Source organism: Aneurinibacillus sp. REN35 (assembly GCF_041379945.2).
Lineage (GTDB): Bacteria > Bacillota > Bacilli > Aneurinibacillales > Aneurinibacillaceae > Aneurinibacillus.
This window is the reverse complement of sequence record NZ_JBFTXJ020000014.1, coordinates 1-16215: the sequence shown is the minus strand read 5'-3', so window position 1 is coordinate 16215 and position 16215 is coordinate 1. Positions and strand designations below refer to the sequence as shown.

The 16215-nt window shown below is 46.3% G+C and carries 15 protein-coding genes and 2 riboswitches; of the genes, 5 read left to right on the top strand and 10 right to left on the bottom strand.

Annotation, left to right across the window (positions count from 1 at the left end; translation table 11 throughout):
- Positions 1-106: 106 nt before the first annotated feature.
- Positions 107-221: riboswitch (SAM riboswitch) on the bottom strand.
- 146 nt (positions 222-367) lie between these two features.
- Positions 368-943: a biotin transporter BioY gene (locus AB3351_RS19580; protein ID WP_371148850.1), complete on the top strand. Its 576-nt coding sequence runs from the start codon at positions 368-370 to the stop codon at positions 941-943.
- A gap of 55 nt (positions 944-998) precedes the next feature.
- Here the strand turns inward: AB3351_RS19580 and AB3351_RS19575 are convergent, their stop codons facing one another.
- The 7 genes from AB3351_RS19575 to AB3351_RS19545 form a co-directional block, all read right to left on the bottom strand.
- Positions 999-2240, bottom strand: a complete 1242-nt coding sequence (locus AB3351_RS19575; RefSeq protein WP_371148849.1) for an aspartate kinase — start codon at positions 2238-2240, stop codon at positions 999-1001.
- A gap of 188 nt (positions 2241-2428) precedes the next feature.
- Positions 2429-2618: riboswitch (Lysine riboswitch) on the bottom strand.
- Between the two features lie 78 nt (positions 2619-2696).
- Positions 2697-4493: an excinuclease ABC subunit UvrC gene (gene uvrC / locus AB3351_RS19570; protein ID WP_371148848.1), complete on the bottom strand. Its 1797-nt coding sequence runs from the start codon at positions 4491-4493 to the stop codon at positions 2697-2699.
- 174 nt (positions 4494-4667) lie between these two features.
- A complete protein-coding gene (gene trxA / locus AB3351_RS19565) occupies positions 4668-4985 on the bottom strand; it encodes a thioredoxin (RefSeq protein WP_371148847.1) in 318 nt (105 codons plus the stop codon).
- Between the two features lie 224 nt (positions 4986-5209).
- On the bottom strand, positions 5210-6175 hold the full coding sequence (locus AB3351_RS19560; RefSeq protein ID WP_371148846.1) for an electron transfer flavoprotein subunit alpha/FixB family protein: 966 nt from the start codon (positions 6173-6175) through the stop codon (positions 5210-5212).
- 20 nt (positions 6176-6195) lie between these two features.
- Positions 6196-6960 carry an electron transfer flavoprotein subunit beta/FixA family protein gene (locus AB3351_RS19555; RefSeq protein WP_371148845.1) on the bottom strand — a complete coding sequence of 255 codons (765 nt, stop codon included), beginning with the start codon at positions 6958-6960 and terminating at the stop codon, positions 6196-6198.
- Between the two features lie 95 nt (positions 6961-7055).
- Positions 7056-7841 carry an enoyl-CoA hydratase gene (locus AB3351_RS19550; RefSeq protein WP_371148844.1) on the bottom strand — a complete coding sequence of 262 codons (786 nt, stop codon included), beginning with the start codon at positions 7839-7841 and terminating at the stop codon, positions 7056-7058.
- A 126-nt stretch (positions 7842-7967) separates the two neighbouring features.
- Positions 7968-8561 (bottom strand): TetR/AcrR family transcriptional regulator, encoded by a 594-nt coding sequence (locus AB3351_RS19545; RefSeq protein ID WP_371148843.1) that lies wholly within the window; start codon positions 8559-8561, stop codon positions 7968-7970.
- A gap of 212 nt (positions 8562-8773) precedes the next feature.
- Here AB3351_RS19545 and AB3351_RS19540 point away from each other — a divergent pair, with 212 nt between their 5' ends.
- Genes AB3351_RS19540 through AB3351_RS19525 form a run of 4 tightly spaced genes read left to right on the top strand, consistent with a single transcriptional unit; the run spans position 8774 to position 11639 of the window.
- Positions 8774-10171 carry a cbb3-type cytochrome c oxidase subunit I gene (locus AB3351_RS19540; protein WP_371148842.1) on the top strand — a complete coding sequence of 466 codons (1398 nt, stop codon included), beginning with the start codon at positions 8774-8776 and terminating at the stop codon, positions 10169-10171.
- Positions 10172-10194: 23 nt separating this feature from the next.
- Complete coding sequence (locus AB3351_RS19535) at positions 10195-10704, top strand: cbb3-type cytochrome c oxidase subunit II (protein ID WP_371148841.1); 510 nt, start codon at positions 10195-10197, stop codon at positions 10702-10704.
- A gap of 12 nt (positions 10705-10716) precedes the next feature.
- A complete protein-coding gene (locus AB3351_RS19530; protein WP_371148840.1) occupies positions 10717-11139 on the top strand; it encodes a c-type cytochrome in 423 nt (140 codons plus the stop codon).
- 11 nt (positions 11140-11150) lie between these two features.
- The gene (locus AB3351_RS19525) at positions 11151-11639 is read left to right on the top strand and encodes a DUF1269 domain-containing protein (protein WP_371148839.1); all 489 of its coding nucleotides are present in this window, start codon (positions 11151-11153) and stop codon (positions 11637-11639) included.
- A gap of 49 nt (positions 11640-11688) precedes the next feature.
- Here the strand turns inward: AB3351_RS19525 and AB3351_RS19520 are convergent, their stop codons facing one another.
- The 3 genes from AB3351_RS19520 to AB3351_RS19510 form a co-directional block, all read right to left on the bottom strand.
- Positions 11689-13380 carry a long-chain-fatty-acid--CoA ligase gene (locus tag AB3351_RS19520; RefSeq protein ID WP_371148838.1) on the bottom strand — a complete coding sequence of 564 codons (1692 nt, stop codon included), beginning with the start codon at positions 13378-13380 and terminating at the stop codon, positions 11689-11691.
- Positions 13381-13557: 177 nt separating this feature from the next.
- Positions 13558-15015, bottom strand: a complete 1458-nt coding sequence (putP, locus tag AB3351_RS19515) for a sodium/proline symporter PutP (protein ID WP_371148942.1) — start codon at positions 15013-15015, stop codon at positions 13558-13560.
- Between the two features lie 97 nt (positions 15016-15112).
- Entirely contained in the window at positions 15113-16024 is a 912-nt protein-coding gene (locus tag AB3351_RS19510; protein ID WP_371148941.1) for a proline dehydrogenase family protein, read from the bottom strand.
- Between the last annotated feature and the right edge of the window lie 191 nt (positions 16025-16215).

Below are 16215 nucleotides of genomic sequence, written 5' to 3'. Positions count from 1 at the left end.
AGGAAGTCAGAAGAATCCCTCTTCCCTTCCTCTTAGCGTTTATCTTCATGTCATGAAAAAAACGCCGCTTCCTATAAGGAAGAGGCGTTTATATGGCGCATACCTCCCCTTATCTTCCAGAACGAAACATATCGTTCTGCTGGAGTTAGCACCTTATCCGCGCAAACGCGCGGGGTTGCCGGGCTTCATCGGGCCAGTCCCTCCGCCTCTCTTGATAAGAGCTATCATAAAATTGTATTCCGACTTTCTACGAGTTAGTTCAATACTACGGTTTTTACTGACTAATGTCAATATTGACAAAAAGGACATCCGCTTTGTAAACTTATATTATGTATTAGGTTAACAAATTATCACGAAGGAGCAACCTATGAACATTGAAAGTAGAAAAATGTTAATTTTATCGGCCTTATTCTGTGCGATCATCGCCGTCTTCGCACAAATTTCTATCTCATTCATTCCGCAAGTTCCATTCACCCTGCAGAATTTTGCCATTGCGCTAGCCCCCATTATTCTCGGTCGCCGCTATGGTACAATCGCCGTTCTGCTCTATCTACTGCTCGGAGCCATTGGGGCTCCGGTATTTGCCCAATTCTCAGGTGGGATGGGCATTCTCATCGGCAAAACAGGTGGCTATTTGCTCGGATACGTTGTAGCGGTTTTTGTTATGGGAACAATCTTTAAGGGTAAGGATATCACATTTACCCGCGCATTTGTTGCTAATCTTATCGGCTTACTAATTATTTATGCGTTCGGTGTTACCCAGCTTAAGCTCGTCTTGAGTCTATCGTGGGGCCAGGCATTCACATTCGGAATGGGACTGTTCGTTATTCCTGACCTGGTAAAAGTGGCGGCCGCTTCTTACCTGGGAATCCTCATCCGCCACCGACTTGACGCAGCAGGTCTCCTGCCTGCTTCTGTGCGCAATAATCGAAGCGTCGCGTAAGTACTGAAAAAAGGACAAGCCCATGCCGTTTTTATCTGGCATGGGCTTGCTTTTTTTATCCTCCGTATACAACAGCAGTCTCTTTGACATCTAACCCAAACGATGTATGCAGACTCTGTACAGCATCCTCTATTCTTTCCACTGGAATAATGCTAGAGACCTTAATTTCCGAAGTAGATACCATCTTGATCTCAATTCCTTGTTCCGCAAGGCAGGTGAACATCTGAGCAGCTACCCCTGGGTTTGTAATCATACCTGCGCCTACGATAGATACCTTAGCAAGTTCCTCCTCTGCCATCGCATAGCCAAATTGCAGCGCTTCGCGATGCTTCAGCAATACATCGAGTGTTTTCTTTACTTCATCTCCGCTTACCGAAAATGACACATTTGTCGTATTCGCTTCATACGCACTCTGTACAATAACATCGACATTAATATGTTCCTCAGCCAACACCGCAAAGAGCTTAGCCATGGCCTCCACTCTTGACGGCAGATCAGCTACCGTAATTTTGGCGACATTTTTATCATGAGCGATGCCGCTCACTGCAAGTCCTTGTTCCATATTCGCTTCCTCCTCTATCATCGTTCCTTCTGCCTCAGTGAAACTCGATCGAACCGTTACACTTACTTGATGCTGCTTCGCGCACTCCACCGCACGTGGATGCAGAACACCTGCACCAAGCGTCGCAAGCTCTAGCATCTCATCATGTGAGATGCTCACAAGCCTTCTGGCAAGAGGAACCATACGCGGGTCTGCCGTATAGACTCCGTCCACATCCGTATATATTTCACACTTTTTTCCATCAAGTGCCGCAGCTAATGCAACCGCGGTCGTATCAGAACCGCCGCGCCCAAGCGTCATAATCTCTCCATGCGCCGAAACTCCTTGAAACCCGGCTACTACCACCACGTTTCCCTTATTCAATGCTTCTATGATGAATGCGGTATCAATCCGATCAATACGAGCCTTCATATGTATATCTTCTGTCATGATTCCTGCTTGCCATCCGGTCATAGATACAGCAGCCTGGCCTTGTTCTTGAAGTGCCATCGTCAATAATGCGATCGATACCTGCTCCCCGGTTGTAAGCAGCATGTCCATCTCACGCGGATGTGGCTCATCCGTAATCTGCTTCGCCATATCCACTAAGACATCGGTCGATTTTCCCATTGCTGATACTACCACAACCACTTGATGGCCCTTCTGCACCGTTGATATGACACGCTGGGCTACTGCTTGAATTCGTTCGATTGTGCCGACGGATGTACCGCCAAATTTTTGTACAATTATGCTCACTTTGTGTACCCTCCTCAAATTAAGATAATATTCTTCTCTTCATTATCAGAGTACTCCGCACACATATGAGGGTTAGAGAACGCAATGCCGGATCAATAAAAAAGACAACAGCAAGGCATAGGCCAAAGCGGTTGTCTGTAGATTCTCAAGAAATATAATGACAGCGAACGCTCACTTCCCTACTCCCTGTGCGAGATAGTACTCCACCGGCTATCTGGGACGATGATCCGGTGACAGTTCTGCATTTGTTCAATGCAGACCCAACAGCAGACGTTGAGATCCGTTCTGCCATTTCGGCGAATTCCCCTTTCTCCCGCTTTCCCTGGATTCTCATTCCTCCAGCGGAATACTTATGGTTTTCGCGCCTCTACCTCACCCTATTTAAGTGAGGCGTTATTTGCTTACTATTCAATTTCTGTATATGGTACCATATGTTAATAATCTTGACAATTACTTTTATTCGGCTTGTTCGGCTGTTCCCTCTTTTGTCTCCTGTAAGTATTCTAAAATCTGACGGGCCAGCTTATCACCGATACCAAGGTTACGATACTCCTCCACGGTCGCTTCTCGCATGCGCTTGATCGAACCAAAATGCTTAAGCAAAAGCTTCTTACGCTTCTCTCCGATACCCGGAATATCATCGAGCTTTGAGTGGAACATCGTCTTACCGCGCGTAGTACGGTGGAATGTGATCGCAAAGCGGTGCACCTCATCCTGAATTCGCTGCAGCAGATAGAATTCATTGCTATCCCTCTTTAACTCAACAGGGATAGGCGGATCACCTACCAGCAACTGAGCGGTACGATGCCGTTCATCTTTAGCCAATCCGCATACCGGGATAAAAAGACCGAGTTCATTCTCCAATACATCCACAGCAGCAGAGATCTGCCCTTTGCCTCCGTCGATTACAATCAAATTTGGCAGGTCCAATCCTTCCTTCAGCACACGGGTATACCGGCGGCGGACAACCTCTTTCATCGTGCCGTAATCATTGGGGCCGATAACCGTTTTGACTTTATATTTACGATACTCTTTCTTATCCGGCTTACCATCAGTAAATACGATCATCGCCGAAACCGGATCAACCCCTTGAATATTCGAGTTATCAAACGCCTCAATCCGCTTCGGATACCCGATGCCGAGCACATCGCCTAGCTTCTGCACCGCCTGTATAGTACGGGCTTCATCCCGTGACATCAGCGCAAACTTCTCCTCAAGTGCAATGCGCGCATTTTCCTGCGCCATATCCACAAGTTGTTTTTTTGGACCGCGCTGCGGAATAAGAACCTTGGTACCAAGCGCCTCTTCAAGCCCATCTATCCCTTCACTTGTCGGAAGCAGCACTTCTTTTGGCCTGACGTGGTCCTTTAGATAGAATTGGACAACATAGGAAACGAAATCTTCATGCTTTTCACCATAGAACGGAAAAGAACCTACGTTACGCTCAATCATTTTACCCTGACGAATATGGAAAACCTGTACACTCATCCATCCTTTATCGACATGGTAGCCCCAGGCATCCCGATCAACATTGTCACTAAACGTAACCTTCTGCTTTTCCATAATGGCTTCAATGTATTGAATCTGGTCACGCAGTTCCTTAGCACGCTCGAATTCAAGATTCTCTGCCGCTTCTTCCATTTGCTGCTTTAGCGTCTTCTTGATCTCTCCATAATTCCCGCTGAAGAATCGGCTGATTTCCTCGATCATGGCATCATACTGCTGCGTTTCTACTTCGTATTCACACGGGGCTACGCACTGCCCCAGATGATAGTAAAGACAGACGTTTTTCGGCATATTCTTGCACTTGCGCAGCGGATACAGCCGATCTAAGAGCTTCTTTGTCTCCTGCGCGGCTCCTGCGTTGGCATACGGACCAAAATACTTGGCGCCATCCTTCACCACTTTACGCGTAATCTCCAGACGCGGGTGCGCCTCATTTGTAATCTTGATGTATGGATATGTTTTATCGTCTTTTAACAATACGTTATAGCGTGGGTCATGCTTTTTAATTAAGTTGCACTCTAGCAAAAGTGCCTCAACCGGTGAAGATGTGACAATGTATTCGAAATCAGCGATCTCCTGTACAAGCCGCTGCGTTTTTCCATCATGGCTGCCTGTAAAATAAGAACGAACACGGTTTTTTAATACTTTAGCTTTGCCTACGTAAATAATGGTACCGGCAGCATTTTTCATTAAGTAACAACCTGGCTTATCCGGTAACAGGCTCAGCTTTTCTTTCAATGCATCCATCCTGCTTCCCCTTCCTTCCTCATCAAAAACAGGTGCAAAAAGCGAGTCCACCTTATCATATCATACATAGAAGACTCGCTTTTTCCATCTGTTTCTTCCAACCATATTACAGGATAGAATGAATAAATCCTCCGATTGAATTAACCGGAGGATTTATAATATCGCACACGCTACTTACAGATGCTTGTTAATAGCGCTCAGTAGGCTTTCTTTCGGTTGGAAGCCGATAATTTTATCAACAACCTGACCGTCTTTCACCAGCATCAACGTCGGAATGCTCATTACGCCAAAGCGCTGTGCAGATTCAGGATTCTCATCGACATTAACTTTTGCGATCTTAACTTTGCTGCCAATCTCGCTGTCGATCTCTTCAAGAACCGGTGCGATCATCTTACAAGGTCCGCACCAAGGAGCCCAGAAGTCCACCAGCACAGTGCCGCCATTTTCTACTTCGTTTTGAAACGAGTTGTCTGTTACATTTACGATTGCCATATGTAACTTCCTCCTTTTATCTCCATTCATACTTAACATGCCTGTATTTTGTTTGTAGTATACACTATCCGTATACCAGTAACAGTATATCATCCTTACCTCAAAATATCTACTGGTGAAACACTTCTAGGTATTTTTGCTTTCTTTCGCTGCTGCATTACAAGCCTACAGCAAAAAAAGCAGCGTCATTCATTGACGCTGCCTCAGTAAGAAATAACCGGTAATTATACCAGTACTTTCTTGAATTCTTCGGTAAGAAGCGGCACGACTTCAAACAAATCGCCTACAATACCATAGTCAGCTACCTGGAAGATCGGTGCTTCCGGGTCTTTGTTAATCGCTACAATAATTTTTGAACTGGACATTCCAGCCAAGTGTTGGATTGCGCCAGAGATACCTGCTGCGATGTACAGGTCCGGAGTAACAACCTTACCTGTTTGACCGATTTGCAGGGAGTAATCGCAGTATTCGGCGTCGCATGCACCACGGGATGCACCAACCGCACCGCCCAGCACATCAGCAAGCTCCTGCAGCGGTTTAAAGCCGTCTACTGATTTTACGCCGCGTCCGCCAGAGATAACAACTTTAGCCTCGGACAGATCGACACCACCGGCTGTTTTACGTACCACATCTTTTACAATCGTACGCAGGTCTTTAATATCTGCGTTTACATCAACTTTTTCTGCGGAACCGCCTGTTTCTTCGGCCGCGATATTATTTGGACGCACCGTTGCGAACACAATACCATCTACAACTTTTTTCTTCTCGAATGCTTTTCCTGCATAGATTGGGCGCGTGAACACTACATCATCGCCAGCAACCTCAACATCAATTACGTCAGACACTAGGCCGAGGCCAAGGCGAGCCGCAATGCGCGGAGCCAAATCCTTTCCAATAGCTGTATGCGGCATAAGAATCGCTTCAGGCTGCGCCTCTTCAACCACCTGACGCAGCGCTTGGAAATATGCATCCGTCGTATACGTATCAAGCTCTTGCTTGGCTACCACATATACTTTGCTTGCGCCGTATTTGCCAAGCTCGTCTACATAATTTGCCGCGTCGCTGCCGAATACGACTGCACTTACTTCGCCGCCAGCCGCAATGCGCTGCCCTGCTGTTAAAGCCTCAAAAGATACATTACGCAAACTTCCGTCTCTTGCTTCTGCCACTACAAGTACTTTTTTGCTCATATCGCTCGTCCTCCTTAACCTTAAATGACTTTCGCTTCGTTGCGAAGAAGTTGTACTAATTCTTTTACTTGATCTTGTACTTCGCCGTTTAAGATGCGGCCCGCTTCCTTCTTCGGCGGCAGATACGTTTCCACCACTTCTGTCTTCGCGGCAACGTCTCCTTCAATAGTGAGATCATCTACTGTCAGACGCTCCATCGGTTTCTTCTTCGCTTTCATGATGCCTGGCAGAGAAGGATAACGAGGTTCATTTAAGCCCTGCTGTGCTGTAACCAATACAGGAAGGGATACTTCGATAACTTCTACATCCCCTTCTACGTCACGCTCAATCGTTGCTTTGCCGCCATCCACATCAAGCTTTGTAATCGTCGTTACCTGTGCAATGTTCAGCTCTTCTGCCAAACGAGGCCCTACCTGACCGGAACCATTGTCAACGGCCATATTTCCACCAAGGATAATATCGAATTCACGGTCTTTAATCACAGCCGCGAGAATTTTTGCAATGCTGTATTCATCCGTAGTAATATCTTCATCATCTACGATAACCGCTTTATCTGCGCCCATCGCAAGCGCAGTACGCAGAGAACTCTCCGCACGATCCGGACCAACAGTAATAACGGTCACTTCTCCACCGTGCTCGTCACGCAGCTTAATCGCTTCTTCCACCGCATACTCATCGTACGGGTTGATGATGAATTCTACGCCATCTTCACTAATGTTTCCGTTCTCGAGAACGATTTTTTCTTCTGTGTCAAACGTTTGCTTCAAGCATACAAGAATGTTCATATATATCCTCCTTTAGCTTCTGCAATAATGTATTAAAAGGTTCGATGCGATGCCAAAACAAACAGCGGCATAGACTTCGAACGGTACTCGCTGTGTTATTTGTCGGTAAACTGAGCCTTACGCTTTTCAATAAACGCGTTGACGCCCTCTTTCATATCTTCTGATGTGAACAGTTCGCCAAATAAGGCGGCTTCCTTATCCATGCCGCTTTCCTGACCGGCTAGAATACCGTGTGTAACCGCTTCAAGTGAAGCCCGAATGGAAACCGCACTTTTCTCTAGCGCAATTAGTTCGGCAATCTTCTTTACTTCATCCAATAAGGAGTCGAGCGGAATTGCACGGTTTGCTAGGCCAATGCGTTCGGCTTCTTTGCCGTCAACAAATCGACTGGTTAAGATTAACTCAATTGCTTTTGCCTTATTTGTTAAGCGTGCAAGGCGCTGTGTTCCGCCAAATCCCGGAATCAGCCCCAGATTCAATTCCGGTAGACCAAGCTTAGCCTCGTCTGCTACATAGCGCATATGACATGCCATAGCTAGTTCCAATCCGCCACCTAATGCAGCGCCGTTAACAGCTGCAATCACCGGCTTTGAGAAATTCTCAATCCGATCAAACAGCTTCTGACCAGTACGCGCCATCTCCTCTGCCTGCTCTGCACTGCCGAATGCATTCGTAAATTCTTTAATATCGGCACCTGCTACGAAGAACTTGCCAGCTCCAGTTACCACCACTACTTTAATCTCGCTATTGCCTTCAATATGATCGAAGGCTTCACCTAAGCCTGTAAGCGTAGCTGAGCTGAGCGTATTTGCTGGAGGTACATCAATACTGACATAGGCTACTCTGTTGGTCACTTCAAGCTTTACATTGGTAAACTCCATTGGTCTCTCCCTCCATAACCTGCTGTATTATGCTCCAATTCGCATTATCTATATTTTTTCGTAAATTGGACATCTATTAAATTATAATAATTTTCTTTACTATCCGTCGCTCTATTTTGTGCAAATTCACATTTTTGACACTTTTAGACCATTCACAAAGAAATGATGAATGGGGTCCACATATGAAACTAGATTGGTATTGCGCTCATTCATAACCCATGACGAAACAACTTCATCCAATGTGCCAAAAATCATTTTGCGAGCGATGCGGTGATCTACATCTGCTCGGAAGACCCCTTGCTCTTTGCCGAGAAAAATCACCTCATCAATCAGGTTTAAGTACTGTTTCAATACAGCATAAATGCCTGAGCGCAAAAATGGATTGGATTGACGGGTTTCGATTTGTGTCACAATGGCTAGATCACGGTCTTGTGACATTTGCCATAAATGCATATAGATGAGTTCGCGCAGACGATCATCCGCCTTCTCTAACACTTCAACTCTAGAACGGGCCGTTTCGATGAAAGCACCGATCTTCTCTTTAAACAAAGAGATTAAGATATCATCCTTATTATCGAAATAGAGATAAATTGTGCCATCGGCAACCGCGGCTTCTCTCGCAATTTTCGATACCTGCGCTTGGTGATATCCGTGTCGGGCAATTACTTTCACTGCCGCTTCGATAATATTTTGATACTTCTCCCCTGTTTTCTTCGCCATACGTTTCCCTCAAATCTAAAATAATGAATGAGCATTCACTCGAATTAATTGTATTCAAAAAAATTTGCATTGTCAATATATATTGCACAAAGATGTATGGCTTATGTATATATTTCGACATTTCTCCGCATTCTCCTTCTCATAGAATATTTTTCTTAACCCAGGAAATACTTAACATGATTTCACTCCCTAGCTACGGAAAGGAGATTCGTATGACAGCCATCACACCTGAAGAAGGCAAAGCAGTTCGGCTTTTTTTCTATTCTTCGATCGTCTGGCTTCTAATCGGAATGACGATCGGGCTTATTCTAGCTATTAAGTATGTCTGGCCCAATTTTCTTGTATGGGGCGAATTCCTGCAGAAGTATCTCTCTTATGGCCGTATCCGTCCAGCACACACACACATCGTTCTATTTGGCTGGCTCTCCATGGCATATATCGCTGGCCTTTTCTATATCATTCCACAGTTAACACGCGCACCGCTTCAACACCCACGGTTTGCGTTTATCCTGGGCATTCTGTGGAATGTATATGCGGCGCTATCGATTATCGTACTCTCTATGGGATATACAACAACAATTGAATATGCAGAAACCCCATGGCCGCTTGACATATTCTTGATTGTACTTGTAGCAGCCACAGCGTACATCTGCTTTAAAACCATTGCACATCGGGTGGAGCGCCAACTCTATGTCAGTCTATGGTACTTCATGGGTTCGCTCATCTGGCTTCCGTTCCTCTATATCATCGGGAATATTATCACATACTTTATTACCGGCATTCCGCAGGCATTAGCAGGCTGGTTCTACGGTCATAACGTTATCGGGCTGTGGTTTACGACAGTTGGGGTTGGATTCATCTACTATCTTCTTCCGCTGTTATCAAAAAATCCGTTATACAGCCATAAGCTATCTCTCATCGGCTTCTGGACAATCGCTACATTCTACGTATGGAATGGTCCGCACCATTTGCAAAACGGACCGATTCCAGCCTGGTTGATGAAAGCAGGAGTCATTCCTTCCGTATTGCTGATTATTCCAGTATGGACCGTGCTCGCCAACGTATTCGGTACCATGAAAGGAAAATGGCATGTAATCTCAGAAAATGTACCGCTAAAATTCGTGGTCACCGGCGCCATCTTCTACTTAATCACCTGTCTGCAAGGACCTTTTCAATCTTTGATGCAGCCAAGCGCAATTCTTAAATTTACCAACTGGGTCGTAGGCCATGCACATATGCCGCTCTTCGGGGCCTTCTCCTTCGTCCTGTTTGCTTTATTCTACTATGCACTTCCTACACTTACCGGCCGCAAGATATATAGTGATGCGCTAATGAACTGGCACTTCTGGCTATCAATCATCGGATTTCTTATTTTTGCATTTACCACTTGGACGGCGGGTGTCATGCAGGGATTCGCATGGACAGAAGGCAAACAGTACGGCGTACCTTTTCTTGAAGTTGTCGTCTCGCTTCAACCCTTCTCTATCGCCCGTGCCGTTGGAGGTACGCTAATGTTCATCGGTCAGATCATCTTCGCCTATAACGTGCGCCGCTCCATCAAAGACGGTCAGCTTCTGACCGTTGAGGAGAAATCAACCTCTACGGCATAAGTTAAGAAGAAAGGAGTACAATCATGAGCGGACAAAGTAAAGAACGGTTCATGAAACCATTCATCCTCGGCGCTTCTCTCCTCTTCTTCATTGGAGTCTTCGCCACTGTAGGACTTCCTTTATACGATGAGGTCATGCAGCGGGCAAACGCAAATGCCGAGATCAAAAATTATTCCGTTGATTCTGCCGAATACAGGGGACGCCAAGTCTACATCCGTGAAGGATGCCATGTATGTCATACCCAATTCGTTCGTCCGGTCAAAGCCGATTCATCTCTTGGTCCTGTTTCTGTTCCGGAAGACTACCGCTATGATTTTCCCCATCTGTTGGGAAGCGTGCGTACAGGAGCGGATCTAAATTGGGTCGGTACACGCTGGAACGAGCAATGGCACCGCGTGCATCTGAAGAATCCACGACAGGTATTTCCGGGCAGTACAATGCCAAGCTACAGCTACTTATCTGATCAGGACACAGAAGACTTAATCGCTTATTTAATGAGCTTAAAACCGGCACCTTCAACCGAAGGACGCTAGGAGGTAGGGGTAATGGATGAAGAACGCAGCAAAGAGAAGAAAAAGACGGATGAAGAATCTCTTGAGGAAGTTGCGGGAATTCGGATGGCGAATGCCAGAATACCGCGCTTTCTCGTCATCACGTACATCACGCTGGCGGCCTGGGCAATCGGCTACGCCATATTGGCGCAACCGGTAAACGAACGAACAAAGGATGCCGCAGGAGACAAGCCTGTAAACGGGGAGACGATCGTTCAACAGCATTGTCTCGGCTGCCATAGCGTAACGAATGAAACAATGGTCGGTCCAGGCCTTCAAGGTGTAGGACAGCGTCTTCCCGGTGAAGAGCTGAGCAAGGTACTGCTGAACGGGAGAGGGGCTATGCCGTCCCTTCCCAATCAGGGGCTTGATACCGAACAAATTAAAGCCGTGGAAAAATACTTGCGCACATTATAAGGAGGAATCGTGTGTACCCTCATATCATAGCCGTATTCCGTTTGCCCGAAGAGGCAGAGCGTGCCTTTCATGCGCTCCAAGGATATGTGAAAAAAGACGAAATTTCATTTCTGCGTAAGACAGAATCGCAAGAATCCATCACAGGTGATGCGAGCGCAGATCCGGTGGTAGACGGAGCTGCTGTTGGAGCGGCCATTGGAGGAACCGCCGGTATCGCCTTTAGCATGGGTACGCTATTAATCCCCGGGATCGGGCCTATTATCGCTGCCGGCCCCTTACTCACTCTTCTTGCCGGTGCTGTATCCGGAAGCGTGATCGGAGGGCTTGCGGATCTTGGAATCAACCGCTATACATCGGAGCATATCAGCCAGCATCTTCAGCAAGGAGAGGTCGTTCTTGTCATCGAGATCAGCAAGCCTGAACTGCGCGGTCCAGTCGTTCACCTGCTTGAGCAGCAGGGAGCAATAGAAATTCATGAAGAGCCGGTAATTGAGGATTGAATACATGTAAAAAAGGATGGAGACGCTCTTACCCCCATCCTTTTTACATTTATTTGGGCTGCATTTTTTCCTTTTCTTCATCCATAAGGGCTCGCCGCAAGATTTTACCGACCGCCGTCTTCGGCAGCTCCTCTCTGAATTCGTACATCTTCGGTACCTTAAAGGCGGCCAGCTTCTGCCGACAATACGTATCCAGTTCCTCTTCCGTCACGCCTTCATCTTCCCTAATAGAGATAAATGCCTTCACCGTCTCGCCCCGATATGCGTCCGGTACGCCGATTACCGCCGCTTCCTTGACAGCAGGATGCTCATACAACACCTCTTCAATTTCACGCGGATAAATATTAAAGCCACCGGCAATGATCATATCTTTTTTACGATCCACGATATAGAAATACCCGTCCTCATCCATCGAGCACATATCTCCGGTAAAAAACCAACCGTCCTTTAGGCAGGCATGGGTCTCTTCCGCTTGATTCCAATACCCTTTCATCACCTGTGGGCCGCGTATGCACAACTCACCAATGCTGCCTGTCGGCTGCTCCTCCCCTGTCTCGATATCGACAACCTTGCATTCCGTATCAGGCCAAGGAAGTCCAATGCTTCCATTAATACGCCGCCCCCAGATCGGATTGGCATGGGTAACCGGCGAACACTCGGTTAATCCATATCCCTCTACCAACTTCCCGCCTGTAAGCGTTTCAAATTTTTGCTGCACTTCAACCGGAAGCGGTGCGGAACCACTCAGACAAGCTTCAATCGAAGAGATATTATACTTACCGAGCTCAGGATGGTTTAAGAGGCCGATATACATCGTTGGTGCACCCGGAAATACGGTCGGCTTCTGGTCATCTATTAGCTTCAGCATCATATTTACATCAAAACGAGGAACAAGAATGAGCTTCGCTCCTATATAAATACCAAAGTTCATTACCACTGTCATACCGTATACATGAAAGAATGGAACAGCGGCCAGAATACGTTCCTGCCCGTGCTTTGCTTTATAAAACCATGTGCCGCACTGTATCACATTAGCAATTAAATTGGTATGGGTAAGCATCGCCCCTTTGGCTTTACCGGTCGTTCCCCCAGTGTATTGAATGAGCGCTACATCTTCTCGGATATCAACAGGCACCCGGATCGGATTCGATGCACTGCGCGCCAAAAGAGAGGTAAACGCATAAACGCCGTTGCTCTCTCCTTCTTTTACCTGTACCCGCTGCCGCTGCTTCCATTGTACAAATGGATAAAATAATTTCTTCGCTAAAGGAAGATAGTCTTTAATCCCGGTTACAATCACGTGTGTGAGGCTCGCATCTTTCCTTATCTTCTTTACGCGTGGATACAGCAGGTCAAGACAGACGATTACGTTAGCGCCCGAATCAGCCATCTGATGAAGCAGTTCTCGCTCTGTATACAGCGGATTGGTCTGCACGACAGTCGCCCCTATAAGCAGCGCACCATAATAAGCAATCACACTCTGGGGAACATTCGGCAGCATAATAGCAACGCGATCTCCTTTTCGCACGCCTAGCTGCTCAAGGGCATTCGCAAAACGATAACACTGCTCTAATAGCTGTGCATACGTAATTTCCTTGCCCATAAAAAATATGGCTGACGCCTGCGGATGAGTCTCTGCTGTACGGATCAGCAATTCATATAGCGGTATCTCCGGATACGTAAGCTGATGGGGGATTTCTGCCGGATAACTGGTTAACCAGGGGCGTAGAGTTGTAGACATAGGCCTCACTCCTTTTGCTTCATCATTTCCTTATTTATTTCAATGAATGAGTGCTCATTCCCTGCACATTTTTTAAACTATTTTATATTTTCTATCTATTACGACATTACCCTTCTCCATTTTATTCAAAGCACAGACAAAAAATCCCCTCTGTCAAAAGACAAAGGGGACATATCGTTACGCCGTTTCGGTAAACTCTTCAAATTGTTTCTCCAATTGCGCAGAAGGCTTAGCGGTAGCCAAACTTACCACTACGATGGCAAGCAAGCTGGCAGCAAAGCCAGGCACCATTTCATACAGCATTTTCGATAGGGCAGGGAATTGTGTCCAGATGATAACAGTCGCCGCCCCAGCGACCATCCCCGCTAAAGCGCCCCACTTATTCATTCGCTTCCAGTATAGGCTAAGCAGAATCACAGGGCCAAATGAAGCACCGAATCCTGCCCACGCATAGCCAACAAGTGCCAGAATCGTATTGTTTTTATTAAAAGCTAGCATCATAGCTACCAGAGCTACGACGAGAACAGATAGACGACCGATCATCACCAGTTCTTTGTCCATAGCGGAACGACGGAAGAATGTCTTATAGATATCTTCGGTCAGTGAGCTTGAAGTAACAAGAAGCTGAGAAGAGATTGTACTCATAACAGCCGCCAGAATCGCAGCCAATAAGAAGCCCGTAATAAGCGGATGGAAAAGAATGCGGCCTAACTCCATAAATACAGTCTCAGGATCAGCCAGCTTCATACCTTTGTTTGCAAAGAAAGCGATGCCAACAAAACCAGTAAACATAGCACCTACTACTGAAAAAATCATCCATCCCATACCGATGCGACGCGCCTTCGGGATTTCCTTAACTGACGAGATTGCCATAAAGCGTACAATAATATGAGGTTGTCCAAAATAGCCCAAGCCCCAGGCAAACAATGAAATAATCCCAAGCAGTGTCGTACCTTTGAACAGATCCATCAGCGCCGGGTCAATCTGGCGGATCGTTGTGAAGCTATCACCGAGCCCTCCTGCATTGGCAATCGTTACAGCCGGAACCAGGATCAAAGCAACCACCATAATCAGTCCTTGTACAAAGTCAGTCCAGCTTACCGCAAGGAATCCGCCGAATAAAGTATATGCTACGACAACGCCTGCGACGATCCACAAGCCTGCCTGATAGCTAAGCCCAAATGTGTTTTCAAATAAGACTGCACCGGATACCAGACCAGAAGAAACGTAGAATGTAAAAAAGATCATGATAACAAGGCCTGATACAAGACGCAGAACTTTTGATTTATCATCAAAGCGGTTTTCTAAAAATTCTGGAATCGTGATCGAATTGTTGGCGCGCTCTGTATACGCTCGCAGACGCGGTGCTACGTACAACCAGTTTGCATACGCACCGAGCGTCAAGCCAATAACAATCCAGGATGCGCTTAAGCCCTGTGAGAACATAGCACCAGGTAGACCGAGCATGAGCCAGCCGCTCATGTCAGAAGCACCTGCACTAAGCGCCGTTACAGCAGGACCAAGCGTACGACCGCCCAACATGTAATCGGATAGATCGGACGTGCGTTTGTAAGCATAATAACCGATCAACAGCATCCCTGCCATATACACGGTAATGGAAATCAACAATTGCATCTCCATATTTGAACCCCCTTTATTTTGTCTTTTTGAAGCTTATCTATTTAAAAGCTATTTTATTTTAAAACATTTTTTTGTTTCGAAACATCCTTTTTTACTTGGAAACCATTCCTTTTACTACGAAGGCTACATTGGCTGGACGCTCGGCAAGACGACGCATGAAGTACCCATACCAGTCATTTCCATACGGGACGTAGACACGCATTTTATACCCCTGCTCTGCAAGCTCAATCTGCGACTGAGTACGAATGCCATACAACATCTGAAATTCAAACTGTTCTCTTGGAATGGCATACTCAGCAGCCAGCTTTTTCGTATACTCGATGATTTGGTCATCATGGGAAGCAACAGCTGTATAGCTGCCGCCTAGCAGATGCATCTTGATAATCTTTTTATAGTTTTCATCGACATCGGCCTTATCAGGATAAGCAACCTCTGGTGATTCTTTATACGCGCCTTTTACCAAACGTAATGAAAGCCCTTTCAAATCTTTGATATCTTGCTCTGTGCGATAGAGATACGCCTGAATTACTGTTCCTACATTATCATACTCACGACGTAGATCAGCAAGCAGGTCAAGCGTCTGCTGACAGTGGCCGTAATCCTCCATATCAATACGGACAAAGTTGTCATATTTCTTTGCTGTATCAAGAATACGACGCATATTGTCCCGGCAGAGATTCACATCAATATCTAGCCCAAGCTGCGTTAACTTAAGCGACAGATTGCTGTCTGCACCTGCCTGGTGGATGGCGTCTAATGTCTTGATGCAATAATCGGCTGACTCAATCGCCTCTTCACGGCTAAACACAAATTCTCCCAGGTGATCAAGCGTACATACAAGACCCTTGCTGTTCAAATCGCGTACGGTGGCAATCGCTTCTCGAATCGTTTCTCCCGCTACAAATCGGTTCGCACCGAAACGAAGACCCCACTTTTTCGCCGCCTGATTCATGGATTTATTTTGCGAAAGAAAGAGAAAGAAGTTCTTCATTGTTGACTCCATCATCGCCATTGTTTTTCATCCTTTCTTAAACATTTCCAAATGATATGTTGGGGCAGAAAGATTAAGAAATATCCTGCTGCCCCACATCGTTACCTGCGCTTATATTTGTCCCTATAGAATCTCAGACGAGAGTTTCGGCTGTGTGAACTGAAGCAGATAGTCCGGACCGCCTGCTTTGGAGTCGGTGCCTG

Excerpts from the sequence above, each read along its gene's own strand:
- AB3351_RS19555 (WP_371148845.1), bottom strand. The coding sequence starts at position 6,960 with ATGAACATTCTTGTATGCTTGAAGCAAACGTTTGACACAGAAGAAAAA.
- AB3351_RS19580 (WP_371148850.1), top strand. The coding sequence starts at position 368 with ATGAACATTGAAAGTAGAAAAATGTTAATTTTATCGGCCTTATTCTGT.
- AB3351_RS19560 (WP_371148846.1), bottom strand. The coding sequence starts at position 6,175 with ATGAGCAAAAAAGTACTTGTAGTGGCAGAAGCAAGAGACGGAAGTTTG.
- AB3351_RS19510 (WP_371148941.1), bottom strand. The coding sequence starts at position 16,024 with ATGGAGTCAACAATGAAGAACTTCTTTCTCTTTCTTTCGCAAAATAAA.
- trxA (WP_371148847.1), bottom strand. The coding sequence starts at position 4,985 with ATGGCAATCGTAAATGTAACAGACAACTCGTTTCAAAACGAAGTAGAA.
- AB3351_RS19520 (WP_371148838.1), bottom strand. The coding sequence starts at position 13,380 with ATGTCTACAACTCTACGCCCCTGGTTAACCAGTTATCCGGCAGAAATC.
- putP (WP_371148942.1), bottom strand. The coding sequence starts at position 15,015 with ATGCAATTGTTGATTTCCATTACCGTGTATATGGCAGGGATGCTGTTG.
- uvrC (WP_371148848.1), bottom strand. The coding sequence starts at position 4,493 with ATGGATGCATTGAAAGAAAAGCTGAGCCTGTTACCGGATAAGCCAGGT.
- AB3351_RS19550 (WP_371148844.1), bottom strand. The coding sequence starts at position 7,841 with ATGGAGTTTACCAATGTAAAGCTTGAAGTGACCAACAGAGTAGCCTAT.
- AB3351_RS19545 (WP_371148843.1), bottom strand. The coding sequence starts at position 8,561 with ATGGCGAAGAAAACAGGGGAGAAGTATCAAAATATTATCGAAGCGGCA.
- AB3351_RS19530 (WP_371148840.1), top strand. The coding sequence starts at position 10,717 with ATGGATGAAGAACGCAGCAAAGAGAAGAAAAAGACGGATGAAGAATCT.
- AB3351_RS19535 (WP_371148841.1), top strand. The coding sequence starts at position 10,195 with ATGAGCGGACAAAGTAAAGAACGGTTCATGAAACCATTCATCCTCGGC.
- AB3351_RS19540 (WP_371148842.1), top strand. The coding sequence starts at position 8,774 with ATGACAGCCATCACACCTGAAGAAGGCAAAGCAGTTCGGCTTTTTTTC.